Origin of the sequence: Tardiphaga sp. 172_B4_N1_3, from assembly GCF_052076035.1 — a bacterium.
GTDB classification, from domain to species: Bacteria; Pseudomonadota; Alphaproteobacteria; order Rhizobiales; family Xanthobacteraceae; genus Tardiphaga; species Tardiphaga robiniae.
Genome location: NZ_CP197238.1, coordinates 2,837,656 through 2,862,789 on the forward strand (window position 1 = coordinate 2,837,656; position 25,134 = coordinate 2,862,789).

Genomic DNA, 25,134 nt, shown 5'->3' on the forward strand with positions numbered 1-25,134 from the left:
TGCCGGAACCGCGTTGACAGATTCAGGGAACGCATGCTCTTGTGCCGGCGTTGAAAGACGTCACGTCGGGAGAGACCGGCCCCGTTTGGGCCGGCGCCGAAGGAGCAACCGCCCCGGAAACTCTCAGGCAAAAGGACCGCGTGACAGGTTAGCATCTGGAAAGAGATGCCTTTGAGCCCGAATGGGCCGATGGCGTCCGCCGACGGGATAATACTCTCAGGCACAGCGACAGATGGGGCTCGTACAGGCACTCCGGGAATGGTCCCGGGGAACCGCGAGGACCCGTCACATGTCTGCTGTCGATATGCTAGCGACCGATAAACCCTCAATTTTGAAACAAACGCCGCTGCACGCCCTCCACGTCGCCCGTGGCGGCAAGATGGTGCCCTTCGCCGGCTATGACATGCCAGTGCAATACGCCACCGGCGTGCTGAAGGAACATCTCCACACCCGCGCGGCGGCCGGCGTATTCGACGTCTCCCATATGGGCCAGCTCACCTTGCGGGCAAAGTCCGGCAAACTCGAAGACGCCGCTTTGGCGCTCGAAAAGCTTGTGCCTATGGACATTCTGGCGCTGGCACCTGGCCGCCAGCGCTACGCCCAATTCACCAATGACGCCGGTGGCATTCTCGACGACCTGATGGTGGCGAATTTCGGCGATCATTTGTTTCTCGTCGTCAACGCTGCCTGCAAGGACGAGGACGAGGCGCATCTGCGCGCGCATCTGTCGGACGCCTGCATCATCGAGACCCTGCCCGACCGTGCGCTGATCGCGCTGCAGGGACCGAAGGCGGCGGACGTGCTGGCAAAGTTCTGCCCTGAGGCACCGGCGATGAAGTTTATGGATGCGGGCCCGCATCAGGTGAACGGCATTGCCTGCTTCGTCTCACGCTCCGGTTATACGGGCGAAGACGGCTACGAGATCTCGATCCCGAACGATCGGGCCGAAGCCCTTACCTCCGCCTTGCTCGATCATCCCGACGTGCTGCCGATCGGCCTCGGCGCCCGCGACAGCCTGCGTCTTGAAGCTGGGCTGTGCCTCTACGGCCATGACATCGACACGACGACCACGCCCATCGAAGGCGGGCTGAACTGGTCGATCCAGAAGAGCCGCCGCACCGGCGGCGCCCGCGCCGGCGGTTTTCTCGGCAGCGACCAGGTCCTGGCGCAGTTCGATGGCGGCGCGCCGCGCAAGCGCATCGGTCTGCTGCCGGAAGGCCGCGCGCCGGTGCGCGAAGGTGTGCTGCTGTTTGCAGACACGACCTCCACCGAATCGATCGGCAGCGTCACCTCGGGCGGTTTCGGCCCCAGTCTCGGCGCGCCAATTGCAATGGGCTATCTGCCCAGCGCGCAGGCAGCCGACGGCACCACCGTCTATGCCGAGCTTCGCGGCCAGCGCATGCCGATGAAAGTGTCACCCATGCCCTTCGTCCCCCACAGCTACAAGCGTTGAGGAACTGACCCATGACTACCCTGTACACCGAAGACCACGAATGGCTGCAGATTGACGGCGACGTCGTCACCGTCGGCATCACCGACTACGCGCAGTCACAGCTCGGCGACGTCGTGTTCGTCGAACTGCCCAAAGTGGGCCGCGCGCTGAAGAAGGCCGAAGCCGCCGCCGTGGTCGAATCGGTCAAGGCCGCCTCCGACGTCTATGCGCCGATCACCGGCGAGGTTGTCGCGATCAACGACGCGCTCGCCGCCGAGCCCGCGCTGGTGAATTCCGATGCCGACAGCAAGGCGTGGTTCTTCAAGCTCAAACTCGCCGACAAGAGCGAGCTCGAAGGCCTGATGGATGCCGACGCCTACAAAGCCCACACCGCCTAGTCGTCATGCCCGGCGAATGCCGGGCATGACGACTTCTGAAATTCGTTCGAGGAACAACAGATGACCCTGAACAAATCTTCCGGCGACGTCGCCACCGATTTCGTCCGCCGCCATATCGGCCCTTCGCAAGCCGATATTCGTGTGATGCTTGAAACGGTCGGCGCGAAAAGCCTGTCCGCACTGATGGGCGAAACGCTCCCTGCCTCGATTCGCCAGAAGACGCCGCTCGATCTCGGCCGCGCGCTCAGCGAAACCGAAGCGCTGGCGCATATGACCGAGATGGCGGCCAAGAACGCGGTATTCAGGTCGCTGATCGGCCAGGGCTATTCCGGCACGGTTCTGCCGACGGTGATCCAGCGCAACATTCTGGAGAACCCGGCCTGGTACACGGCCTATACGCCGTATCAGCCGGAGATCAGTCAGGGCCGACTCGAGGCGCTGTTCAATTTCCAGACCATGATCTGCGATCTCACCGGCCTCGACGTCGCCAATGCGTCGCTACTCGATGAAGCGACCGCCGCTGCGGAAGCCATGGCACTGGCCGAGCGCGCCTCAAACGTTCAGACCAAAACCTTCTTCGTCGATCATGAAGTTCATCCGCAGACCCTCGCGGTGCTGCGCACCCGCGCCGAGCCGCTCGGCTGGAAGCTTCAGATCGGCAATCCGCTCACTGACCTCGACAAAGCCGATGTGTTCGGCGCGATCCTGCAATATCCCGGCACGACCGGCACCGTGCGCGACTTCAAGCCGGCTATCGCCGCGCTCAAAGCGAAGGGCGCGCTCGCGGTCGTCGCCGCCGACCTACTGGCGCTGACGCTTTTGGCCTCGCCAGGCGAACTCGGCGCGGACATCGCGATCGGCTCGGCGCAGCGCTTCGGCGTGCCGATGGGCTATGGCGGTCCGCATGCCGGCTACATGTCGGTGCGCGACGCGATCAAGCGCTCGATCCCGGGCCGCCTCGTCGGCCTCTCCATCGATTCTCGCGGCGAGCCCGCCTATCGTCTGGCGCTGCAGACCCGCGAACAACATATCCGCCGCGAGAAGGCGACGTCGAATATCTGCACCGCGCAGGTGCTGCTCGCCGTCATCGCGTCGATGTATGCGGTCTATCACGGCCCCGAAGGCCTCAAACACATCGCCCGCACGGTCCATCGTCGCACACTGGTGCTGGCCGCCGGCCTCAAGAAGCTTGGCTTCGCGCCTGAGAGCGAAGCCTTCTTCGACACGCTGACCGTGACCGTCGGCGACAAGCGCGACGGCATCATTGCCGCTGCCCAGGACGAGAAGATCAACCTGCGCATCGGTGACGGCACCATCGGCATCGCGCTCGACGAGACCACGACGCCGGAGACTGTGGAAGCCATCTGGCGCGCCTTCGGTGGCAAACTTGGCTATTCAGACGTCGAGCATGGCGTAAGCGACGCTCTGCCCGCCTCGCTGAAGCGCAGCTCGGCCTTCCTCACGCATCCCGTCTTCCACAGCCATCGCTCCGAGACCGAACTCCTCCGTTACATGCGGAAGCTCTCGGACCGCGATCTCGCGCTCGACCGCGCGATGATCCCGCTCGGCTCCTGCACCATGAAGCTGAACGCCACCACCGAGATGATGCCGTTGACCTGGCCCGCCTGGGGCTCACTGCATCCATTCGTGCCCCGTGAACAGGCCGCCGGCTATCACCAGCTTTTCGCGACACTGGAAAAGTGGCTATGCGACATCACCGGCTACGACGCTGTATCGCTGCAGCCCAATTCCGGCGCGCAGGGCGAATATGCCGGCCTGCTCGCGATCCGCGCCTATCACGCGGCGCGCGGCGACAACCATCGCAATATCTGCCTGATCCCGTCATCGGCACACGGCACCAATCCAGCCTCGGCCAGTATGGTCAATATGGATGTGGTTGTCGTCGCCTGCGACAAGCGCGGTGACGTGGACGTCAACGACCTGCGCATCAAGGCCGAGAAACATGCGGCCAATCTCGCGGCAATTATGATCACCTATCCGTCGACCCATGGCGTGTTCGAGGAGCATATCCGCGAGATCTGCGAGATCGTCCACGCCAATGGCGGTCAGGTCTATCTCGACGGCGCCAACATGAATGCGCAGGTCGGCCTGTCGCGTCCGGGTGATTACGGCGCGGACGTCAGTCATCTCAACCTGCACAAGACGTTCTGCATCCCGCATGGCGGCGGCGGCCCCGGCATGGGCCCGATCGGCGTCAAGGCGCATCTGGCGCCCTATTTGCCCGGTCATCCCTCGGCCAACGGCGATGTGCCGGTGGGTCCGGTGTCGGCCGCACCCTATGGCTCGGCATCGATCCTGACGATCTCCTATATCTACATCCTGATGATGGGCGGCGCGGGCCTCACCTCGGCCACCGAACTCGCGATCCTCAACGCGAACTACATCGCCACGCGACTGCATCCGCATTTCCCGGTGTTGTATCGCAACGAAAAAGGACGCGTGGCGCATGAATGCATCATCGATCCGCGCGCATTCAAGACGTCCGCCGGTGTCACCGTCGACGACATCGCCAAGCGCCTGATCGACTACGGTTTCCACGCGCCGACCATGAGCTTTCCCGTCGTGGGGACGCTGATGATCGAGCCGACGGAATCGGAATCGAAACTCGAACTCGATCGGTTCTGTGAGGCGATGATCGCGATCCGCAAGGAGATCACGGATATCGAGAGCGGCCGCTGGACTGTCGAAGCCTCGCCGCTGCGTCATGCGCCGCATACGGTGCACGATATCGCGGATGACGACTGGAAGCGCGCTTACACCCGCGCGGAAGGCTGTTTCCCGGCCGGCACCTCGCGCACCGACAAATACTGGTGCCCGGTCGGCCGCGTCGACAACGTCTATGGCGACCGCAATCTGGTGTGCTCGTGTCCGCCGATGGAAGACTACGCACAGGCCGCAGAGTAAAGTTCAACGCCAAGCGACGGCCTCGAGCACCCTCGCCCCGCTCTTGCGGGGAGAGGGCTGGGGTGAGGGGCTCTTGCGATCCGCAAATTGTGTAGTCGAGGTGAGCACCTTGCCATGCCCCTCACCCGCCGCGAAGACGCGGCGACCTCTCCCCGCGCAGAGCGGGGAGAGGTTAAGCAAGCGCCACCGATGCAAATTAGTCTACGCCGCCGCAGCCAGATTGACCGCTGATTTCGCCAGCACCGACAGTGACTCATCGGTCTTCTTTTCCTGATTGAGCGTCTCGTCGAGCAGCCGCACTGCGTCCTTCATGCCGAGTTCCGTGGCCCAGGCCTTCAAGGTGCCATAGCGCGAGATCTCATAGTGTTCGACAGCCTGCGCCGCAGCAAGCAGGCCGGCATCGAGCGAACTTGTCCCCTTGTACTCGTCCATGATCTCCTTGCCTTCGTCGAGGATACCCAGGATGGCGTCGCAGGTCTTGCCGCGGGCGGGTTTGTCGAGCAGCTCGAATATCTGTTCCAGGCGCTCGACCTGGCCTTCGGTTTCGTCGTGATGCTTTTCGAAAGCGGCGCGCAATTTGTCCGAGGTTGCGGCCTTGGCCATCTTCGGCAGGGCCTTCAGGATCTGCTTTTCCGCGAAATAGATATCCTTGAGCGTATCGAGAAAGAGGTCGTTGAGGTCTTTGTCCTTAGTCGCCATGACGCGCACTCCGTTAAGCCAGGGGTTGTTTCCCGCGGCTCAACGTCACCTGTTGTGTCTTGTTCCTGAGGTTGTGACGCAACTATTAAAAATCATTGCGTGGACGCCCGCTGTCAGGCCGCCAGCGTGGTCTCCACCAGCTTCACCCAATAGGACGTGCCGTAGACGATGGCGTCGTCGTTGAAATTATAGGCGGGGTGGTGCAGCCCGGCGCTGTCGCCGTTTCCGCAGAAGATGAAGGCGCCGGGGCGCGCTTCCAGCATATAGGCGAAGTCTTCGGCGCCCATCACTGGCGGCATGTCGATATTGACCTTCTCAGCCCCGGAGATTTCGCTGGCGACCCGCACCGCCATGTCGGTCTCTGCGCGATGGTTGACCACCACGGGATAGCCGCGATCATAGTCGAGCACGATCTTCGCGCCGGTCTGCAGCGCGACGCCGTTGACCACCTCGTTCATGCGCTTCTCCATGAGATCACGCACCTCGGCGTTCAACGTTCGCACGGTGCCGCGCAGTTCGGCGGTCGCCGGGATGACGTTGCTGGCATGCCCGGCATGGAATTCGCAGATCGACAGCACCGCGGATTCCAGGGGATTGACGGTACGGGAAACGATCGTCTGCAGCGCCATCACGAGCTGCGAGCCGACCAGCACGGAATCGACGGTCTTGTGTGGATAGGCGGCATGGCCGCCCTTGCCCTCGATCTGGATTGAGATGCGGTCCATCGCCGCCATGATCGGACCCGGACGCAGCGCGAAGGAGCCGACCGGCATGCCGGGATTGTTGTGCATGCCATAGACCTGATCGATCTTGAAACGGTCCATCAGGCCGTCCTTGATCATCGCCGCCGCGCCCGCACCGCCCTCTTCGGCCGGCTGGAAGATGACGACGGCATCGCCCGCGAAATTGCGTGTTTCGGCAAGATATTGCGCCGCTCCCAGGAGCATGGACGTGTGGCCATCGTGACCGCAGGCATGCATCTTGCCGGGGGTCTTCGAGGCGTAAGGCAGATTGGTCTCTTCCTCGATCGGCAGCGCGTCCATGTCGGCGCGCAGCCCGATGACCTTGTGCTCGCCCGAGGCCGGCTTGCGGCCCCTGATGACGCCGACGACACCGGTCCGTCCCAAGCCCGTCACAACTTCGTCGCAACCGAACTCCTTCAACCGCTCCGCCACGAAACCCGCGGTCCGGTGCACGTCATACATCAGCTCGGGATGGGCATGCAGGTCACGGCGCCAAGCCATGATTTCCGGTTGCAGATCGGCGACACGATTGATGATGGGCATGGGTCAGGGTCTCGATGCAGTGGAACGGCGATATCCTTGTCTAGCATGTCGCGTGCCAACGGCCCACCCCACCGGTCCCATCACACGCTGTACAGACGCCTGCGGCCTCGTTAATCCCTTTCGGCACGGCAGGTGAGACCGTGAAACGGATGCGGCAGGGAAACGATGACGACACGGCTCGAGGGTGATTTCGATTATATCGTGGTTGGTGCGGGTACCGCCGGTTGCATCGTCGCCAATCGCCTTTCGGCAGATCCCGGCAAGCGCGTCCTCGTCCTGGAGGCCGGCGGCAACGACAACTGGATCTGGTTTCACATCCCGGTCGGCTACCTTTTCGCCATCGGCAACCCCCGCTCCGACTGGATGTTCCGCACCGAGCCCGAGCCCGGCCTCAATGGCCGCGCACTGGCCTATCCGCGCGGCAAGGTGATCGGCGGCTCCTCCGCGATCAATGCCATGATCTCGATGCGTGGTCAGGCCGCCGACTACGACCACTGGCGACAGCTCGGCCTCAATGGCTGGGGCTATGACGATGTGCTCCCGGCGTTCAAGAAATTGGAAGATCATTTCCTCGGCGCTAGTGAACATCACGGCGCGGGTGGCGGTTGGCGTATCGAAGAGCCGCGGCTGTCCTGGAAAGTACTCGACGCCGTCGGCGATGCAGCGGCCGAAATGGGCATCCGCAAGACCGCCGATTTCAACACCGGCGACAATGAAGGCATCGGCTATTTTCACGTCAACCAGAAGCGCGGCCGCCGCTGGTCGTCGGCCCGTGGCTTTCTCAAACCGGCATTGAGCCGCCCGAACCTGCGGCTTGAAACCAAAGTGATGGTCGATCGCCTGATCGTCGAAAACGGCCGCGCCGTCGGCGTACGCTTCACCCAGAACGGCCAAGAGATCGAGGCACGCGCCAGGGGTGAAGTCGTCCTGTGTGCTGGCGCGGTTGGCTCACCGCATCTGTTGCAGCGCTCCGGCATCGGGCCCGCGGAGTGGCTGTCCGCCGCCGGTGTCGACATCACACTCGATCGTCAGGGCGTCGGTCGTAACCTGCAGGACCACCTGCAGCAGCGCGCGATTTACAAGGTCTCCGGCGTGCGCACGCTGAACGAGACCTACTACAATCTGTTCCGCCGTGGCTGGATGGGCGTCGATTACGCGCTACGCCGGCGCGGGCCGCTCACCATGGCGCCATCGCAGCTTGGCATCTTCACGCGCTCCGATGCCCATCGCGAACGCGCCAACATCCAGTTTCACGTGCAGCCGCTCTCGCTCGACAAATTCGGCGATCCGCTGCATCGCTTTCCGGCGATCACCATTGCTGCCTGCAATCTGCAGCCCACATCGCGCGGCGAAATCAAACTGCGCTCGGCGAAGCCCGATGACGCCCCGGCAATTGCTCCCCACTACCTCTCGACAGACGACGACCGTCAGGTTGCTGCCGATGCGATCCGCGTGACACGCAGGTTGATGAAGCAGCAGGCGCTCGCCGCCTATCATCCCGAAGAATATCTGCCGGGGCCATCGGTTGGCGACGATGCGGCGTCCCTGGCCAAGGCCGCCGGCGATATCGGCACCACCATCTTCCATCCTGTCGGGACCGCGAAGATGGGCACAGCCTCGGACCCGATGGCCGTGGTGGACGAGCGGCTGCGCTTTTACGGGATCTCCGGATTGCGCGTCGTGGACGCCTCGGTGATGCCGACGATTACATCGGGCAATACCAACACGCCAACCGCAATGATCGCGGAAAAAGGCGCGTCGATGATCATCACGGATTCGCGATAACCTCATTTCGCGGGAATAAACATCCGCCATCTCCGATCCAGTCCCCATAGCCCAATCCAGGGCGATGGAGATTGGCGATGAGTGCATTCGATCACGATCATTCCCAGGACGACCCGAGACTGAGCCGTCGAAAGGTATTGGAATGCATGACGTGGGCCGGCACCGGTGTGCTCTGGAGCATCGCCGGCGGCGTTCCGCACGCCCTCGGGCTGATTGATTCGGCACAAGCGGCAGAGCCCACCGGCCTGACGTTCCTGCAGATCAGTGACAGCCATATCGGCTTCGACAAGCCCGCCAATCCCAATGCCATCGGCACGCTCGAGGAAGCCATCGGCCGGATCAAAGCCATGCCGGTGAAGCCGTCGTTCATGATCCATACCGGCGATATCAGCCACCTCTCCAAGGCCTCCGAATTCGACGATGCCGACCGCATCATCTCGCAGGCGCGGCTCGATGTGCATTACGTCCCCGGCGAGCATGATTTCATCGACGAAGAGGTCAAGCTCTACCGCGAGCGCTACGGACGCGGGACCAAGGGCTCCGGCTGGTATTCCTTCGATGCGAGCGGCGTGCACTTCATCGGGCTCGTGAACGTCGTCGATCTCAAAGCCGGCGGACTTGGAAACCTCGGCGCCCAACAACTCGCGTGGCTGGAAGACGATCTTCGCGGCCGATCTAAATCGACACCTATCGTGGTGTTTGCGCACATTCCGCTCTGGACGGTCTATCCGACCTGGGGATGGGGCACCGAAGACGGCGCGCGCGCGCTGGACTACCTCAAGGGCTTCGGCTCGGTCACGGTGCTGAACGGCCATATCCATCAGGTGATGCAGAAAGTGGAAGGCAACGTCACGTTCCACACCGCACGCTCTACTGCGTTTCCACAACCGGCACCGGGGACAGCGCCCTCACCCGGCCCCATGAGGGTGGCCGACGACAAATTACGCGGCCTGCTGGGCATCGCCAGCATCATCTTCAAACCGGGCGATGAACGCCTCGCCATCATCGATACCCCGTTGCAAGGCTGAGGGCATCGCAACATGATATCCGTCGCCTTACGCAACATCTGCATGCGTGTCGCCGTTCTTGCCGTCATGACCGCTTGCATGACAGCGGCGCGCTGCGAAGACCTCGCGGTGATGATCGACAACTTCACCTTCGAGCCGGCGCAGCTCACCATCAAAATCGGCACGACCGTCACCTGGAAGAACCGAGACGACATCCCGCACGCCGTGGTCTCAGCCGGCAAATTCAGGTCGAAAACACTCGACACTGACGACAGCTATTCCTTCACGTTCACGTCACCAGGTGACTACGCGTATTTTTGCTCACTGCATCCGCATATGACGGGGATGATCAAGGTTGAGTAACCGCCAAAACCAAGGCATCACAACGATGCCCGGCCTCTGGAAACCCGGCAGCCGGGCATCGGCCGGCAAGGACAAGTCGATGCCAGCGCACAGAGCTGACGACGATGGCGAAAGGACGCGCCGTTTTCGCGACGCCGCGCTGCCATGCCTCGACGACGTCTATACGCTGGCCCGCTATCTGCTGCGCGATGCTGACGCCGCCGAAGACGCCGTCCAGGAATGCTATCTGCGCGCACTGAAACATTTCAACAGCTATCGTGGCCCTGCAATCAAACCATGGCTGTTCGCCATCCTGCGCAATATCTGCCATGCGGAGTTCGCCCGTCGCATGACCTCACCAACCGCGATCGCCGAGGCAGAGTCGCAGGAAGCCGCGCCGCTCTGGCATGAGGCACAAGCTTCACCGGAGGCGGAATTGCTCCGACATCGCGATGCCACGACGATCCAGCGTCTCGTAAGCGCGCTTGCCGAACCATTCAGGGAAATCCTCGTGCTGCGAGAAATGCAAAACCTATCTTACCGGGAGATTTCCGACATCGTCGGCGCGCCCATCGGCACCGTGATGTCACGCCTCGCCCGCGCACGCGCGATGCTCCGGATCGCATGGATGGCTGAAGAGGAGCCACACAAATGACCTGCGACGAGGCCGAGATTCTTCTTCACGCATTGCTCGATGACGAGCTCGACGCCGGGCATGTCCGTGAGGTCGAGGCGCACATTGCCACGTGCCAACGCTGCGCTGCTCAACTGAACACCTATCGCGACATGCGATCCGCAATGGCCGCCAGCGATCTGCATTTTACGGCGCCTCCACAGCTACGCCAGCGCATCGAGGCGGCGCTCCCCAAGGCTCACACGCCAAATCGTCGCGCCGTGCTGAAAGGCTTCGCGATGGGATCGGTGTTGTCCGCTGTAGCTGCGACCGGCCTCGTCGTCGTCGTACTTCGCCATGAAGACGAGCAGCGCATTCTTTCGGAGGTGGTGTCGGCGCATCTGCGCGCGCTGCAGGCCGGGCACCTCACCGATGTGCTCTCCACCGATCAGCACACGGTGAAGCCCTGGTTCAACGGTCGGCTTGACGTGGCGCCGCCGGTTGTCGATCTCACCGCGCAAGGTTTCACGCTCATCGGCGGGCGGCTTGATTATGTCAATGGACGAACGATCGGTGCCATCGTCTACCGGCGGCGCACCCATGTGATCAATCTGTTCGTTGCACAGACGACAAATGCGGAATCACGCGTAGCCAGGATCGAAACCGTTCAGGGCTTCAACATTCGCCACTGGAGCGAGCGCGGCCTGACCTACTGGGCAGTCAGCGATTTGAACGCCGATGAACTTGCTGATTTCGGCAGCAAGGTCGAACTTGCAACGGGAGCGAGCTGAAACCTAGGCTGACTTCCGCACGGCGTTGTCGACCAGCGTCTTGCCGAGCGACCAGATCGCACCAGGAACCTTATGGCTGTCGGCGATCACCGTACGGAACGAGTTCTCGATCCACTTTCCGTCGTCCTCGGTGACCACCAGCGGCGGCAGTAGCTTGATCGTGTGACTGCCGTGGCCGGAGACCTGGGTCAGGATCTTCTGCTCCTTGAACAGCGGCACGGTGATCAACTGGCAGAACAGGCCTTTGCTGGCCGACTCCAGGATGTTCCACGATGCCTTGAGGCGCAGCGACTTCGGCGGGCCGAATTCGACACCGATCATCAGGCCCTTACCGCGTACTTCTTTCAGAAGCTCGAATTCGGGAATCATATTCTGCAGAGCGAGCCGCAATTCGGCACCGCGCTTGGCCGCGTTCTCGACCAGCTTCTCGTGCTTCATGATCTCCAGCGTGGCAATGCCGGCGGCCATCGCCAGATCGTTCTTGCCGAAGGTCGAACCATGGACCAGCGAGCGATCCATCCGGTTGAATATCTTGTCGAAGATGCTTTTTCGCGTCAGCAGCGCGCCAACAGGAACATGACCTCCCGACAAGGCCTTTGCGAGAAGGATCATGTCGGGTTCGACATTCCAGTGCTCGATCGCCAGAAATTTTCCGGTGCGTCCGAGGCCGGTCTGGATTTCATCGGCGATGAATAGCGTGCCGTATTTGCGGCACAGCGCAGCGGCGCCCGACAGGAATTCGTCGGTGGGCAGGTTGACGCCTTTGCCCTGGATCGGTTCGACGATGAAGCCGGCAACCTGCTTGGACGACAGCGCCTTCTCCAGCGCTTCGAGGTCGTTGAATGGCACCGTGGTGCAGCCCGAGAGCAGCGGGCCGAAGCCGGTGCGGAAATTGGTGTCGTCGGTCAGCGACAGCGCGCCATAGGTCAGTCCGTGATAGGCGTGATCGCAATATACGATCCCATCGCGGCCGGTCGCATTGCGAGCAAATTTGATCGCCGCCTCGACGGTTTCCGCGCCCGAGTTCGCGAAAAACACCTTGTCCATATAGGGGACGTTTTCTAGCAGCTTCTCTGAGAGGATACCTGCGAGTGTGGAAACATCCATTTGCACCAAATTGGGCATGTCGGCGTCGAGCACGCTTTTGAGCGCATTCCGCATCACCGGATGGTTCCGGCCAATCGCAAAAACGCCAAATCCGCTCAGTAGATCGAGATAACGGGCGCCGTCCCGGTCGAACAAATACTGGCCGATGCCTCGCTGAAAGCCAACGTCATATCCGATGGTCTTGAGGACTCGAACGAGCTGTTCATTAAGATGGCGCGTATGCATCGAGCTACGCTGCGCCTCCCGTTCAACAAACATCTCGGAAACGTCTAGATTCGGATATACCATGAGTTACATACGTCGGTTGATGGTCGCTTCGTCAACTGAAAACCGTAAATGCGGCGATTTGACTTCGCCGAGAACCGCTACTTAAGCATAGGTCTAAACATGTTGCAGCGCCCACGCATTACTACGCGTACTCTTACATATTGCGGAATCCTTTTTTCGGCAGGCTTGTTTTCGGCAGGGCTGGCTCCCGCATTTGCAGCTGATCCGACCGGCGATTGGAAGGTCGAGGACGGCGTCGCGCATATTCGTGTTGCTGAATGCGGTGGCAGCATGTGGGGGGCCGTAGCCTGGGAAAAGACCCCCGGCGGGATCGACAAGAACAATCCCGATGCCACCAAGAAGGCGCGCCCCACTCTGGGCATCGTGACATTGCTGGACATGAAAAAGAATGCCGCAAACGACAAATGGGCGGGTCAGGTCTACAATGCCAAGGACGGAAAATTCTATAAATCGACGATCAAGCTTGGTGATACTGCTGACGAACTTGAAATCGAAGGATGCGTCCTTGGTTTCCTGTGCGGCGGTCAGACCTGGACGCGCGTAGGCCCGTCGATTCCATCGAGCCCCTCGAATCTCACCGCCAAGGGCGCCCTGCCCAAGGCAGGCGCCGCCACCGGCGGCAAGATGGCCCCAGCGGCTACTCCGACAGCTGCTGCTGCACCCAAGGCTGCACCGGCTCCCGCTGCCGGCGCTCCCAAGGCCGCTGCTCCTGCAGGTCAGAAAACCGCTGCAGCGCCGGTGCCGGGACAGCCGGCCGATATCGGCGATATCTGCCTGCTGCCCGAAATCAACAAGGTCACTCACTAGTCTCGCGCGGCTTACCCATAAGAGCCGGCTGGAAGAGCAGCACGGCCGCCAGCGTCACGACAAAGGACATCGCGAGCAGTTTACCCATGCTCGCGGTGCCCGGATGGTTCGACAGCCACAGGCTGCCGAACGCCGTGGCAGTCGTCAGCGCGCTGAAGAAAATCGCGCGTGTCAGCGATGACTGCAGCAAGTTCCTGTAGCCTGCCCGCCAGGCCGTCACATAGTAGATCTTGAACGCCACGCCGACGCCGAGCAGCAGCGGCAGCGCGATGATGTTGGCGAAGTTCAGCGGCAAGCCGATCAACACACAGATCTCCAGCGTGACCGTTCCCGCCACTAGCAAGGGAACGATAGTCAGCAGCACGTCGCTGATGCGCCGCAAAGCCAGCCACAGCAACAACGAGATCGAAAGCAGCGCCCAGATGCCCGCATGAATGAAGGCGGTCACAATGGTGTCGCCCGACTTCAGGATCGAGATTGGACCACCGACGGCAAGCGGCTCGGACTTCAGCACGGCGTCGGCGAACTTGCGCAACGTGTCGTTATCATTCGGATCGCCGTTGGGCTGCGCCTCGACGCGGATCTGGCCATCCTTGGTCTTCCACGAATTCACCAGTTCGGGCGGCAAGGTCTGCAAACTGATCGGGCTCGCCTGCATCAGATTACGCAATTGCCCCAGCGCGAGCTTGAGCGGCACCACAAAGGTCGCCTGCACCTGATCGCGCACAGGCTGGCTGGCATCAGCGGTCTTGGCCAATGCATCCGCCAGACGCTTGGCGGCGACGGCGCCGGGACTGGTCTGCGTTCCCGCAAGTTTGCGCAGGCTCGCCGCCGAATCCTTCAGAGACGTGACGTTTTCCGCATCGGTCGGCGCCTTGTCGATCGACTCGGGATTCAAAGCCGGCTCGAGTATCTTCGCGCCCTCCTGGATCGCCTTCAGCTTGGCGGGCTGATCCTCCGGCACGAAGCTATCCAGCGAAATCGTACGAGCGACTTCCGGGACCTTCGAGAGACGTTCTTCGACCTGCTTCGCAGCGGCCTCGTTCGGCGCCATGATATTGACGGCATTGGCGCCGGTGTTCGGATCCTTGCGCAGATCGAGGAAGGTCGCGATCGACTCGACGTTCGGATTGCGCAGGTTGATCGGATTGAAGTCGAACTTCAGGAAGTAGAGCAACGGCAGACCGGCGATCGTGAGCGCCAGTGTGATGCCTATAATCCAGAAACGCTTCTCTTCCAGGAAACGGTCGACAGGCGCCAGGAACGCATAACCGACGGGCTCCTTTTCGCCCGCGGGATTCAAGAGGTCGAGCAATGCCGGCAGAACGGTGATGCTGGTCAGGAACGCGATCATCATGCCGGCGCCGGCGATCTTGCCGAGTTCGGACACGCCTTTGTAATCGGTCGGAAGGAACGACAGAAAACCGGCAGCCGTTGCGAAAGCGGCGAGCGACAGGGGCACGGCGCAATATTCGGCGGCCTTCGTCAAAGCCAGCGGCAGGTTGTCATTCTTGTAGCGCTCGGAGCGGTAACGCACGCTGAACTGAATGCCGAAGTCGACGCCGAGGCCGACGAACAACACGGCAAATGCAATCGACAGCAGATTCAGCGAGCCAACCATCATAAGACCGACGGCGGTCGTTGTGACGAGGCCGACGAACAGAGTTGCGAACACGGAAACGATGATCTTGGCCGAGTGCAGCGCCATCCAGAGGATGACCAGCACGATCAAAACCGTACCGATCCCGTTGACGATGGCTCCATCCTGCACAGTGGAGAATTCCTCGTTTGCGATGGGGACCGGGCCGGTCAACCGCACGCGTGCGCCGTATTCGCCAGCGATGTTCAGGTCGATGGCAGCCTGCCGGATCGCATCTGTCGCGGTCTTGCCGGGCTCAAGCGCGTTGAAGTCGAGGATAGGCTTGATTTCGATGAAACCGCGCTTGTCGCCATCCGTCAGAGGCTTGTCGCTGACCAGCCCGCGCCATGAGAAGGTGCCCTTGCCGTTTTTCAGCACGTCTTCGATTGTCTGCGAGACGGCGTTGAAGGTCGGCGCTGCGGCGTCGAGCTGAAGCTGCCCCCGACGAATGCCGGTGAGGCCGGTCTCCAGCGCGCCGGTGAGACCGCGCAGGCTTGGATCGCCGGCCATGATTTCGATCAGCGGAGCAGCTTGCTGGAACTGGCCCGTCAGTTGCGCAACTTCCTTGGTCGGCAGGAACAGCAAGCCGTTTTTCTCGAAGAACGCTCCGCCATCCAATCGGCGAACCGAGTCGAAATCCGTCTTGTTGGTGACCAGCTTCGCTTCCATCGCATTAGCTGCGGCATTGGCGAATTCAGGCGTGGGCGCCTCAACCACCGCGATGATCAGGCGCTCCTGGTCGAAGGCCTTGTCGAAGGCGATGTCGCGCTGACGCCAATCGAGATTGGGCGAGATCAGCTTGTTGATGTCTGTATTGATCGAGAAATTCTTCGCCGTGTAATAGCTCGCGCCAATCGAAAGAAGCACACAAACGAGCACCACCGGCAGGGCAAACCGGGTGCAGAAGTTCACGATCGAGACGACAACTCTTGTCAGCACGCTTTTTCTTTCTATTTGGGCGAGGCTCGCAAAGAATGCGGTTCACGAGGGAGGGTTCCGCAAACCATTACTTTCGCATTGGATGCGCTTTGCTTTCAGCAATGTGATGGGATGGCATAAAACGTGCTGATCACCGTAGCAACGGCCGTGTTAGCGACGCCTCGTCGCGCCGTAAAGTGACGAACAAGTGAGAGTTTTCAGGTTCTTGTGGCGCAACCGCAAGATATTACCGCAACCCGACCAGTCGTCGCAAACCACGTTTTCGGTTCGTGATTGCATACTGAGTGATTTTTGTCACACAGAACGGCTCAAATATCCAGCTGGGCTGGATATGTGCCTGATTGTGGTACAGAATTAAGGATTATACCGGAATCGATTATGGACTTTGTACCACGTGCTTGATCGTCGTCCCCTTGAAATCTTTCTGGCTCAGCCGCGCGGCTTCTGCGCGGGCGTCGTGCGTGCCATCGAGATCGTAGAGCGTGCTCTCGAGCGCTACGGGGCGCCGGTCTATGTCCGCCATGAGATCGTCCATAACAAATACGTGGTCGAGAGTCTGAAGGCCAAGGGCGCCATTTTCGTGGAAGAACTCTCCGAAGTGCCTCCGAATGCCATGACCGTCTTCAGCGCCCATGGCGTCGCCCGGAGCGTCGAGGAAGAAGCGGCTACCCGTGGCCTGCCTGTTTTGGATGCAACTTGCCCGCTTGTCACTAAGGTCCACAACCAGGGCAAGCGGTACATGTCCAAGGGCCGTAAGGTCATCCTGATCGGCCACGCAGGCCATCCGGAGGTCGACGGTACCATGGGACAGGTACCCGGCCCGGTTTACCTTGTTCAGAGCGTTGAGGACGTCAAGGCACTGACACTGCCACCGCAGGAACCGGTCGCCTATATCACCCAGACGACCCTCAGCGTGGATGACACCAAGGACATCATTTTGGCCCTGGAACAGCGTTTCAGTGACATTGAGGGCCCCGATACCCGCGATATCTGCTATGCAACACAAAATCGCCAATCTGCGGTAAGAGACCTCAGTAAACTTGTAGACGTCATCCTGGTCGTCGGGGCGACCAACAGTTCCAACTCGAACCGGTTGCGCGAAATCGGCACTGAAGTCGGTGTCGCAAGTTACCTCATTGCCGATGGCAGCGAACTCAACCCCGCCTGGTTGAAGGATGCGCGTGCCGTAGGCATCACGGCTGGCGCATCCGCGCCAGAAGTGCTTGTAGATGACGTGATCGAGACCTTACGGCGGATCGGACCGGTTGCGGTGTCGGTGTTGCCCGGACGTGAAGAGAATATCGAATTCAAGCTACCCGCCGAACTGACCGCGGTTCGATCCACCTTCGTCACGATGTGATGCGCAGAGAGAAAATTCGAAATGGCCATTCCGTTTTTTAAAGAAATGAAGATCGGCTCCTATCTGTTGAAGAAGAAGCTGACTGGCCAGAAGCGCTATCCGCTGGTGCTGATGCTGGAGCCACTTTTCCGCTGCAACCTGGCCTGTGTCGGCTGTGGCAAGATCGACTATCCGAACGCTATCCTCAATCGCCGCATGTCGGCGCAGGAATGCTGGGACGCTGCGGACGAGTGCGGCGCGCCGATGGTTGCGATCCCGGGCGGCGAGCCGCTGATCCACAAGGAAATCGGTGAGATCGTGCGTGGCCTGGTCGAGCGCAAGAAGTTCGTCTCGCTCTGCACCAACGCGCTGCTGCTTGAGAAGAAGCTCGACCTGTTCACGCCGTCGCCCTACCTGTTCTTCTCGGTGCATCTCGACGGCCTCAAGGATCATCACGACAAGGCCGTGTCGCAGGAAGGCGTGTTCGACCGCGCCGTGTCCGCGATCAAGGCTGCCAAGGCGCGCGGCTTCGCCGTCAACGTCAACGCGACCATCTTCGACGGCCATGCGGCCGAGGACATTGCCAAGTTCCTCGACTTCACCGTGGAGCTCGGCGTCGGCGTCTCGATGTCGCCCGGCTATGCCTATGAGCGTGCACCGGATCAGGAGCACTTCCTGAACCGCACCAAGACCAAGAAGCTGTTCCGCGACGTCTTTGCGCTCGGCAAGGGCAAGAAGTGGAACATCATGCATTCTGGCCTGTTCCTGGACTTCCTCGCCGGCAACCAGGAATACGAGTGCAAGCCGTGGGGCATGCCCGCGCGCAACATCTTCGGCTGGCAGAAGCCCTGCTACCTGCTCGGTGAAGGCTACACCAAGACCTTCAAGGAACTGATGGACACCACCGATTGGGACACCTACGGCACCGGCAAGTACGAAAAGTGCGCCGACTGTATGGCCCATTGCGGCTACGAGCCGACTGCCGCGGATGCAGCGATCAGCAACCCATTCAAGGCCATGTGGGTGGCGATGCGCGGCGTGAAAACGTCGGGCCCGATGGCGCCGGAAATCGACCTTACCAAGCAGCGTCCGGCACAGTACGTGTTCTCGTCGGAAGTGCAGAAGCGCCTGTCGGACATTCGCAAGGAAGAAGCTGTCGCCGCTGCCGCAAAGGCCGAGGAAAAGGCCCAGAAGGCTTCGACCGCCGCCTGAGCGATTCCAAGCTGAATATAAAAAAGGGCGCGATGCAGATCGCGCCCTTTTTCTTTGAAAGATTGAATTCGCGAGACGCCCAGCAAACACCGCCAGAGCAGCGCTCAGACGTCCGCGGAAACGAGGTTCGTGTGCCCGAGCAAATAGCTGCGGCAGTCGCGCAGGCTGCGTAGCGCGCGATTGAAGTCGCGCCCGGTCGAAACCAGCGCCCGAATCACCAGCGGATTGCGGGCGATGCCGCGCAGCACCTTGCGCAGATCGACATCACCATTGGGTTTGATCGCAGTGGTGGCGATTTCCGGCAGGGCGCGATGGGCGGGATCGCTGACGACGCGCAGTGCGGCGAACGGCAGTCCGGCCATGGCGGCAAATTCCGCGGCGATGTGGCTTTCCATATCGACGGCAGCGGCGCCGAATTCCGAGCGCAGCGCGGCCTTGCCGGCCTGCCCCGTCACGACCTTCTCGACACCAACCAGACCACCACGAAACACCTTCTGGCGGCCGACGCCGGCACCGGCGATCAGTTCGTCGCTAAGGACTTCAGACGCTGACCAACGGCTGTTGCCGGCCACCACTTCCGTGGCCACAACGACAGCGCCTGATTTGAGATCGGGATCGAGACCGCCGGCGACGCCGAAGCTGATGACGCCGCGGATGGTGGCGGGGTCGAAGTCAGCCAGCAGGCTGCGGAGCTGGACAGGGTCACTTGAACTGCAAATCACGGTCATTCCCGGCCCGGCAGCGATCTTCGCTTCCTGGACCAGCCCCGTGACGATCAATACCGGCCGCGGGTCGGTTGTATCGCCCGCGGTCGAAATGCCCCCATCGCCCAAAATCACATCCCAACCCCTACCGTCTTGCTGTTGGTGCTCTTCAAATTCCGGAACCGCGCCAACGCCCAGAGCGGGAAGAATTTCGAGTAGCCATGATAACGCAGATAAAACACGCGGGGGAAGCCGGTAGCCGTGTAACGGGCCTCGTCCCAGAGTCCTTTTTCCGTCTGTGTGTCCATCAGGTACCGCGTTCCACGGGCGACAGCCGGATGATCGACCTCGCCTGCCGCCATCAGGGCAAGCAAAGCCCATGCCGTTTGCGACGACGTACTCGGGGCCGCCTCGAATCCCTTGTAGTCGAGTCGGTAGCTGACCGCATCTTCGCCCCAGCCGCCGTCCTCGTTCTGGATCGAGAGCAGCCAGCCCACCGCCTTGCGGAACGCCGGATCCTGGTGGTCGATGCCAACAGCATTGAGAGCGCACAGCACCGACCAGGTGCCGTAGATGTAGTTCAGGCCCCAGCGGCCATACCAGGAGCCCTCCGCGAGCTGGGTACGGCGCAGATATTCCACACCGTCTGCCAGCGGCTTTGAGGTTTCGACGGTGTCACCAAGCTGCGCCAGCATCGAGACGCAGCGCGCGGTGACGTCCTCCGTCGGCGGATCGAGCAGTGCGCCATGGTCCGAAAACGGGATGTTGTTGAGGTAATATTCGAGATTGTCGACCTCGAACGCCGCGAAGCCGCCGTCGCTGCTCTGCATGCCCAGGATCCACTCCCGGCCGCGATCGAGCGCAACGTCGTATTCCTTGCCACCGGTCTGACGGCGTGCGCGGTCCATCGCCATCATCACCACAGCTGTGTCGTCGAGATCCGGGTAATAGGCGTTGTTGTACTGGAACGCCCAGCCGCCCGGACGCAGGTCCGGCCGCTTCACCGCCCAGTCGCCCTTCACGTCGAGCACCTGCTTCGTCGCCAGCCAGTCGAGCCCTTCTTTCGCCGGACCGAACGCTTCATCGCCGCCGGTCTCCAGCATCGCATGCGCGGTCAGCGCGGTGTCCCACACTGGCGATACGCAAGGCTGGCAATAGGCTTCGACCTCACCGACAATCAGAAGCTTGTCGATACCGCGCCGCTGGATGGCGCGGGGCGGATAGTCGGCGGGGAAGCCGAGCACTTCATACATCATGACCATATTGGCCATCGGCGGATAGATCGCGCCGAGACCGTCTTCGCCGTTCAGGCGCTCCTCGCAGAACTCGACGGCTTTCGCGATCGAATGGGCGCGGAGTTTCTTTGGGAAATACGGTTCGGCGGCGCGGAGCAGAATATCGATACCGGTGAAGAAGGCGAACATCGCGCGGCTCTGATGCGGCGCGCGTTTAATGCCACCGATCCTGGATGGATCTTCCAGGAACAGCTCGTCGATACCGACGCCCTTCTTGTTCTGCGCGCGCGGCTTCAGCGCTGCGAGCACCATGAGCGGCACGATCGTGGTGCGCGCCCAGTAGGACATCTTGTTGAGGTGGAACGGAAACCACATCGGCAGCAGCATGATCTCAACCGGCAGCACCGGAGTGGCGCGCCACGAGAGGATGCCGAACATCGCCAGCAGGAAGCGTGTGAAGACGTTGACGTTGACGGCGCCGCCGCGCGAGCGGATCGCTTCGCGGGCGCGGACCATATGCGGCGCGTCGATCGAATCGCCGATCATCTTCAGCGCGAAATACACTTTCACGCTGGCGCTCATGTCGAAGTCGCCGTCCTGCACCAGCGCCCAGCCGCCATGCTTGCCCTGGGTGCGGCGCAGATAGTTGGCGATCTTGCCTTCAAGCTCGGCATCGACGGGCTCGCCGAGGTAGTGCCGCAACAACACGTATTCTGACGGGATCGTGCCGTCGGCTTCGAGCTCAAATACCCAATGGCCGTCAGGCTGCCGGAACTTCAGCAGGCCCTGCTTCGCCGAAGCGATGCTCGTCTCGAGCGCCGCGTTCTGAATTGTGATCTCTGGACTGACCGAATGCATCTCGCTCGCCATATCTCCGTACTCGTCGTAAATGATCGTCTGGCTGCGCAACGGTCAGCGCATCGCCAGAACGAGATCGGCCGCGCGGTCACCCGACCGCACCGATCCCTCAATAGTCGCCGGCAGACCGGTATCGGTCCAATCGCCTGCAAGAAACAGGTTCTTGAAATCGGTGCGCGTGCCCGGACGCAGGGCATCTTGGGCAGGCGTAGCCGCAAAAGTAGCACGGCGCTCGCGCACGATCTGCCACGCCGGCAGCGGCGCCTGGATATTCGAAATCTTGCAGATCTCGTCCCAGATCTGTTGCGCAAACTGTTCGCGCGGTGTGTTCACGAAACGATCGCCATTGCTGATCGTGATCGACAGGCGATTGTGGAAAGCAAACAGCCATTCCACCACACCGCCGACAACGCCAATCAGCGGCGCGTGGCCTGCTGGCGGAACATAATTGAAATGCGCATTCACGATCGCGCGGAATTCGGTCGGCGTCTTCACACCTGGCAATAGCGACTTCGCGGCCCATGGCGGAACAGCCATCACCACGACGTCGTCCGCGCTAAGCCTGATGACGTCTTCAGCGCCAAACTTCAGCTCGGTGACGCGATCACCACTCATGGTGTAACCGCGCAGCTCATGGCCAAAATGAACGCCGGCGCCCTTGGCACGCAGCAATTCGATCGCAGGCTCGACCAGAACATCGCTAAGACCAGCGCGCGCGATCAGCGGGCGGCACGCCTGGCCGCCTGCCAGCAGCGTTTCGCGCACGATGGCGCCGGCCAGACCAGCCGAACCTTCCGGCGGATCGACATTGAGCGCGGCCAGCAACAGTGGCTGTACCAGACGATCGTAGAGGACGCCTTCACAGCGAATGGCATCGCCGACCAGGCGACTATTCGATGACCAGATCAGCGGCGACAGCGCGAGATAATCGGCGACTGATGTGTCCGGGACGCGGCGCGTCTTGTCGAACAACCATGTCGGGATCTTGCCGTCGCCGAGATCGAGCTGCCAGCGCTTGCCAGTCTTGGCATCGGCAAATGCAAATTGCGCCCGCTGCGGACCAACCAGCCCTGCTTCAGTGCCGATCGACTTTGCATAAGCGACGACATGGCTATTGCCCGACAGAACCAGATGGTTGCCGTTGTCGATCTGGAGCTGTGTCTGCGCGTCGAAATACGACCGGCAGCGGCCGCCGGCCTGCTGCGTCGCCTCATGGACGTGGACCTTGAAGCCGGCATTGACGAGACGCACGGCGGCCGACAGGCCGGAAACGCCGGCACCAATGATATGAGCGGTCTTTTGCATCAGATGATCGCGTATCGCAGCAGGATCGCTATCTTGGAGGCCTTGCCGAGACGAACGGGGTCGCGCGGCAAAGCAAAGCCGCGCGCCACCAGCAATTCCAGGATGGCGTGATAATATTTCGACATGATCCGCGGCGCGCGCACCACGCGGCGCTTGTTACGCGCCATGATCTCGTCGGATTTTTCGAAATGCGCCTGCGCCCGCTTCACCAGCGGCACACAGACCTTCGGCAATGCCGGGCTGGCGCGCACCACGTCGGGATCGCTCGACGTGATGCCGGCGTGATAGAGCAGCTCACGCGGCAGATAGAGACGACCGATACCGGCGTCTTCGTCGATATCGCGCAGGATATTGGTGATCTGCAGCGCACGGCCGAGATGATGCGCAAGCAGAATGCCATCTTCGTCCGGCATGCCGAACACCTTCACCGACAGGCGGCCGACGGCACTGGCAACACGATCGCAATACAGATCGAGCGTTGCGTCATCGGGCGCGCGAATATCTGCGGGGATATCCATCTCCATGCCGTCGATGACGGCGATGAAATCCTCCTTGCGCATGCCGAATTGCTTGATTGGCCCGGCATAGTCGCGCACACGCGCTGGCGGATTGCCTGCATAGAGCGCATCGATATCTGCGCGCCACTGCTGCATGTCAGCGAGCCTGACGTCGCGCGGACCATCGGAATCCGCGATATCGTCGACCTGACGGCAGAAGCTGTAGATCTGGAACATCGCATCGCGCTGGGCACGCGGCAGAATGCGCATCGCGGCATAGAACGAGCTACCGGCAGCAACGCCCTGAACCTCGCTCTGAGATTCGCTATTATTCACCTGGCTTGTCATCTGGTTCATGCGCCCGGCGTCGTCGAACGAGGCATCGGCGCGCTGGTGGTCGCGCGGCGCCACAGCCCGCCGGCAATGCCGGCCAGCGCGTAGCCAGCCATGCTGGCCTTGGAGAGGTGAACCTTCTCGCTGAGCGGATCGCGCGTCTTCAGCATCTTCAGGATCTGCCAGGCAAAAGTCTCGATGATGGCCACATCACAACCCAGCCGGACGTCGGCGATATGGACCGTCAGTGTCTCGCTCTCATGCATCAGGGTCTCGGTCTTGGCGACCAGCTCGCGAATACAGGCCAGCAGCGCCGGCGACGCCTTCGCCTGCTTGAGATCTTCCACCGAGGCCCCGTGCCGGTCCAGCGTGTCCTGCGGAATGTAGACCCGATCGAGATCGCGATAGTCGTTGCCGCAATCCTGCAGGTGATTGTTGATCTGCAAGGCCGCGCACAGCGCATCCGACGCCGGCCAGGTGGCTTTGCTTTCGCCGTGCACGTCGAGCATGAAACGTCCAACCGGCATCGCCGAGAACGAACAATAATGAATGAGCTCATCCCAGTCGGCGTAGCGCAGCTTGGTCACGTCCATCCGAAAAGCTGTCAGGACGTCGAGCGCATGACGCGGGGGCATCTCGCGCATCTGGAGCGCCTCGCGCAGAACGACGGCTTCGGCCTGGCCGTCACCCTGACAGAGCAGGTCGGCCTCCAGCTCGTCGAGCAGGGCCAGTTTCGCCGGCGCATCGAGCAGGGCGTGATCGGCAATGTCGTCTGCGGTCCGGACGAAATTATAGAAGGCAAGAATCAGCGCCCGGTGGCGCGGATGGATAATCCACGACGCGACAGGAAAATTCTCGTCACGATCGGTCTTGCCGGATCGCAGTTCGCTCGCAGGGGTCATCCAGAACTGGCTACGTTGGATTTGAACAGGGTGGCTCGGGGGCCGCCAAGGTCCGGTAATACCGGCAGGCGGGGTCGGCCGCGAGCCCCCATATAGGGCAAATTGGCCCGTGAGACCAATGCCAATATGCCACTTTCGGCCGCAGCCAGTGCCGGGCCGGATCACGTCTTGGCGGGCTCGCGGCGAGACCAAAACGGCGCCACGAGCCCGGAATCTCGCATTAGGGCGGGGTTATTGGCCGTGGCTGACCAGCACGTCGTTGCAGGCCTTGCTGATCTTGGGGCGGTTTTCCTTCAGGCAGGACAGAACAACGAGGTCGCCCTGATCCATGACGGCGCGGCAGAGCTTCTGCACGTCGCGGGTACAGGCCTTCTGCTCCGCGTCGGTGCCGCTGCGGGGCTGGTTTTGCTGGGCCAATGCACCGGTCGAGGCAGATGCGGAAAGCACGGACAGTACCAGGAGAAATTTACGCATTGTCTTCCTTCAGTATGGTGGCGAGATTCACAGCCCGTGTGGTGCATAGCATAAACTGAAACATTCGCATCGCCGGGAAGGCTTTATCTTCAGGCACATCGGCGAATTCGCGGCGATGGATGCAATCAGGACACAGAACATTCCCGCCCCACAGACACGAATAAATGCGGCGAAAACTTGCGCACATGGCCGCACTGGCTGCAGGGCCGGCCGATGC

21 protein-coding genes and 1 riboswitch are annotated in these 25,134 nt (G+C 61.4%); of the genes, 11 read left to right on the forward strand and 10 right to left on the reverse strand.

The annotated features are described in order from the left end of the window. The first annotated feature begins 55 nt into the window (after window positions 1-55). Window positions 56-149, forward strand: a riboswitch (glycine riboswitch). A gap of 155 nt (window positions 150-304) precedes the next feature. The 3 genes from gcvT to gcvP are packed head-to-tail and all read left to right on the forward strand — an operon-like array spanning window position 305 to window position 4,755. After that, window positions 305-1,453 (forward strand): glycine cleavage system aminomethyltransferase GcvT, encoded by a 1,149-nt coding sequence (gcvT, locus tag AB7783_RS13505; protein ID WP_441279696.1) that lies wholly within the window; start codon window positions 305-307, stop codon window positions 1,451-1,453. An 11-nt stretch (window positions 1,454-1,464) separates the two neighbouring features. Beyond that, complete coding sequence (gcvH, locus tag AB7783_RS13510; protein ID WP_441277910.1) at window positions 1,465-1,830, forward strand: glycine cleavage system protein GcvH; 366 nt, start codon at window positions 1,465-1,467, stop codon at window positions 1,828-1,830. A gap of 60 nt (window positions 1,831-1,890) precedes the next feature. Continuing rightward, a complete protein-coding gene (gcvP, locus tag AB7783_RS13515) occupies window positions 1,891-4,755 on the forward strand; it encodes an aminomethyl-transferring glycine dehydrogenase (RefSeq protein ID WP_441277911.1) in 2,865 nt (954 codons plus the stop codon). Between the two features lie 201 nt (window positions 4,756-4,956). Here the strand turns inward: gcvP and AB7783_RS13520 are convergent, their stop codons facing one another. Together AB7783_RS13520 and AB7783_RS13525 are read right to left on the reverse strand one after the other, a co-directional pair. Further along, window positions 4,957-5,454: a YciE/YciF ferroxidase family protein gene (locus AB7783_RS13520; protein WP_089265675.1), complete on the reverse strand. Its 498-nt coding sequence runs from the start codon at window positions 5,452-5,454 to the stop codon at window positions 4,957-4,959. A gap of 113 nt (window positions 5,455-5,567) precedes the next feature. Beyond that, window positions 5,568-6,740 (reverse strand): M20 aminoacylase family protein, encoded by a 1,173-nt coding sequence (locus tag AB7783_RS13525; protein ID WP_441277912.1) that lies wholly within the window; start codon window positions 6,738-6,740, stop codon window positions 5,568-5,570. Window positions 6,741-6,905: 165 nt separating this feature from the next. Between AB7783_RS13525 and AB7783_RS13530 the strand changes: the two genes are divergently transcribed. From AB7783_RS13530 to AB7783_RS13550, 5 genes are all read left to right on the forward strand, one after another. Beyond that, complete coding sequence (locus AB7783_RS13530) at window positions 6,906-8,525, forward strand: GMC family oxidoreductase (protein ID WP_441277913.1); 1,620 nt, start codon at window positions 6,906-6,908, stop codon at window positions 8,523-8,525. A gap of 77 nt (window positions 8,526-8,602) precedes the next feature. Next, on the forward strand, window positions 8,603-9,553 hold the full coding sequence (locus AB7783_RS13535; protein WP_441277914.1) for a metallophosphoesterase family protein: 951 nt from the start codon (window positions 8,603-8,605) through the stop codon (window positions 9,551-9,553). 42 nt (window positions 9,554-9,595) lie between these two features. After that, window positions 9,596-9,895 carry a cupredoxin domain-containing protein gene (locus tag AB7783_RS13540; protein WP_441279697.1) on the forward strand — a complete coding sequence of 100 codons (300 nt, stop codon included), beginning with the start codon at window positions 9,596-9,598 and terminating at the stop codon, window positions 9,893-9,895. A gap of 79 nt (window positions 9,896-9,974) precedes the next feature. Next, window positions 9,975-10,529 (forward strand): sigma-70 family RNA polymerase sigma factor, encoded by a 555-nt coding sequence (locus AB7783_RS13545; protein ID WP_441277915.1) that lies wholly within the window; start codon window positions 9,975-9,977, stop codon window positions 10,527-10,529. Continuing rightward, a complete protein-coding gene (locus AB7783_RS13550; RefSeq protein WP_441277916.1) occupies window positions 10,526-11,278 on the forward strand; it encodes an anti-sigma factor family protein in 753 nt (250 codons plus the stop codon). The genes AB7783_RS13545 and AB7783_RS13550 overlap by 4 nt, the downstream gene beginning before the upstream one ends. 3 nt (window positions 11,279-11,281) lie before the next feature. On the opposite strand, the gene hpnO is transcribed toward AB7783_RS13550, so the two are convergent. Continuing rightward, window positions 11,282-12,673, reverse strand: coding sequence for an aminobacteriohopanetriol synthase HpnO (gene hpnO, locus AB7783_RS13555; RefSeq protein ID WP_089265067.1), 1,392 nt, complete (start codon window positions 12,671-12,673; stop codon window positions 11,282-11,284). A gap of 99 nt (window positions 12,674-12,772) precedes the next feature. Between hpnO and AB7783_RS13560 the strand changes: the two genes are divergently transcribed. Then, on the forward strand, window positions 12,773-13,480 hold the full coding sequence (locus AB7783_RS13560; RefSeq protein ID WP_231080001.1) for a DUF2147 domain-containing protein: 708 nt from the start codon (window positions 12,773-12,775) through the stop codon (window positions 13,478-13,480). Here AB7783_RS13560 and AB7783_RS13565 read toward each other — a convergent pair. Then, on the reverse strand, window positions 13,470-16,058 hold the full coding sequence (locus AB7783_RS13565) for an MMPL family transporter (protein ID WP_441277917.1): 2,589 nt from the start codon (window positions 16,056-16,058) through the stop codon (window positions 13,470-13,472). The two genes, AB7783_RS13560 and AB7783_RS13565, sit on opposite strands and share 11 nt — an antisense overlap. Window positions 16,059-16,452: 394 nt before the next feature. On the opposite strand from AB7783_RS13565, the gene ispH reads away from it, so the two are divergent. Both ispH and hpnH read left to right on the forward strand, forming a co-directional pair. Next, a complete protein-coding gene (gene ispH / locus AB7783_RS13570) occupies window positions 16,453-17,418 on the forward strand; it encodes a 4-hydroxy-3-methylbut-2-enyl diphosphate reductase (protein WP_441277918.1) in 966 nt (321 codons plus the stop codon). Window positions 17,419-17,439: 21 nt separating this feature from the next. Continuing rightward, a complete protein-coding gene (hpnH, locus tag AB7783_RS13575; RefSeq protein ID WP_441277919.1) occupies window positions 17,440-18,609 on the forward strand; it encodes an adenosyl-hopene transferase HpnH in 1,170 nt (389 codons plus the stop codon). A gap of 104 nt (window positions 18,610-18,713) precedes the next feature. Here the strand turns inward: hpnH and AB7783_RS13580 are convergent, their stop codons facing one another. From AB7783_RS13580 to AB7783_RS13605, 6 genes are all read right to left on the reverse strand, one after another. Then, entirely contained in the window at window positions 18,714-19,448 is a 735-nt protein-coding gene (locus tag AB7783_RS13580) for a phosphorylase (RefSeq protein ID WP_120292863.1), read from the reverse strand. After that, a complete protein-coding gene (shc, locus tag AB7783_RS13585; RefSeq protein ID WP_441277920.1) occupies window positions 19,445-21,418 on the reverse strand; it encodes a squalene--hopene cyclase in 1,974 nt (657 codons plus the stop codon). The genes AB7783_RS13580 and shc overlap by 4 nt, the downstream gene beginning before the upstream one ends. Window positions 21,419-21,460: 42 nt before the next feature. Beyond that, on the reverse strand, window positions 21,461-22,711 hold the full coding sequence (gene hpnE / locus AB7783_RS13590) for a hydroxysqualene dehydroxylase HpnE (protein ID WP_441277921.1): 1,251 nt from the start codon (window positions 22,709-22,711) through the stop codon (window positions 21,461-21,463). Next, complete coding sequence (gene hpnD, locus AB7783_RS13595) at window positions 22,711-23,565, reverse strand: presqualene diphosphate synthase HpnD (RefSeq protein WP_374725736.1); 855 nt, start codon at window positions 23,563-23,565, stop codon at window positions 22,711-22,713. Before hpnD ends, hpnE begins: the two co-directional genes overlap by 1 nt. Then, window positions 23,562-24,443: a squalene synthase HpnC gene (gene hpnC, locus AB7783_RS13600; protein ID WP_441277922.1), complete on the reverse strand. Its 882-nt coding sequence runs from the start codon at window positions 24,441-24,443 to the stop codon at window positions 23,562-23,564. The genes hpnD and hpnC overlap by 4 nt, the downstream gene beginning before the upstream one ends. 231 nt (window positions 24,444-24,674) lie before the next feature. Next, the gene (locus AB7783_RS13605) at window positions 24,675-24,917 is read right to left on the reverse strand and encodes a cysteine rich repeat-containing protein (protein WP_068735855.1); all 243 of its coding nucleotides are present in this window, start codon (window positions 24,915-24,917) and stop codon (window positions 24,675-24,677) included. Between the last annotated feature and the right edge of the window lie 217 nt (window positions 24,918-25,134).

Bases quoted from the DNA above. Each gene is read 5' to 3' on its own strand.
- AB7783_RS13605 (WP_068735855.1), bottom strand. From the start codon at position 24,917: ATGCGTAAATTTCTCCTGGTACTGTCCGTGCTTTCCGCATCTGCCTCG.
- gcvH (WP_441277910.1), top strand. From the start codon at position 1,465: ATGACTACCCTGTACACCGAAGACCACGAATGGCTGCAGATTGACGGC.
- gcvP (WP_441277911.1), top strand. From the start codon at position 1,891: ATGACCCTGAACAAATCTTCCGGCGACGTCGCCACCGATTTCGTCCGC.
- shc (WP_441277920.1), bottom strand. From the start codon at position 21,418: ATGGCGAGCGAGATGCATTCGGTCAGTCCAGAGATCACAATTCAGAAC.
- AB7783_RS13550 (WP_441277916.1), top strand. From the start codon at position 10,526: ATGACCTGCGACGAGGCCGAGATTCTTCTTCACGCATTGCTCGATGAC.
- AB7783_RS13535 (WP_441277914.1), top strand. From the start codon at position 8,603: ATGAGTGCATTCGATCACGATCATTCCCAGGACGACCCGAGACTGAGC.
- hpnE (WP_441277921.1), bottom strand. From the start codon at position 22,711: ATGCAAAAGACCGCTCATATCATTGGTGCCGGCGTTTCCGGCCTGTCG.
- AB7783_RS13545 (WP_441277915.1), top strand. From the start codon at position 9,975: ATGCCAGCGCACAGAGCTGACGACGATGGCGAAAGGACGCGCCGTTTT.
- AB7783_RS13525 (WP_441277912.1), bottom strand. From the start codon at position 6,740: ATGCCCATCATCAATCGTGTCGCCGATCTGCAACCGGAAATCATGGCT.
- hpnD (WP_374725736.1), bottom strand. From the start codon at position 23,565: ATGAACCAGATGACAAGCCAGGTGAATAATAGCGAATCTCAGAGCGAG.
- gcvT (WP_441279696.1), top strand. From the start codon at position 305: ATGCTAGCGACCGATAAACCCTCAATTTTGAAACAAACGCCGCTGCAC.
- AB7783_RS13540 (WP_441279697.1), top strand. From the start codon at position 9,596: ATGCGTGTCGCCGTTCTTGCCGTCATGACCGCTTGCATGACAGCGGCG.
- hpnO (WP_089265067.1), bottom strand. From the start codon at position 12,673: ATGGTATATCCGAATCTAGACGTTTCCGAGATGTTTGTTGAACGGGAG.
- hpnH (WP_441277919.1), top strand. From the start codon at position 17,440: ATGGCCATTCCGTTTTTTAAAGAAATGAAGATCGGCTCCTATCTGTTG.
- AB7783_RS13530 (WP_441277913.1), top strand. From the start codon at position 6,906: ATGACGACACGGCTCGAGGGTGATTTCGATTATATCGTGGTTGGTGCG.
- AB7783_RS13560 (WP_231080001.1), top strand. From the start codon at position 12,773: ATGTTGCAGCGCCCACGCATTACTACGCGTACTCTTACATATTGCGGA.
- AB7783_RS13520 (WP_089265675.1), bottom strand. From the start codon at position 5,454: ATGGCGACTAAGGACAAAGACCTCAACGACCTCTTTCTCGATACGCTC.
- hpnC (WP_441277922.1), bottom strand. From the start codon at position 24,443: ATGACCCCTGCGAGCGAACTGCGATCCGGCAAGACCGATCGTGACGAG.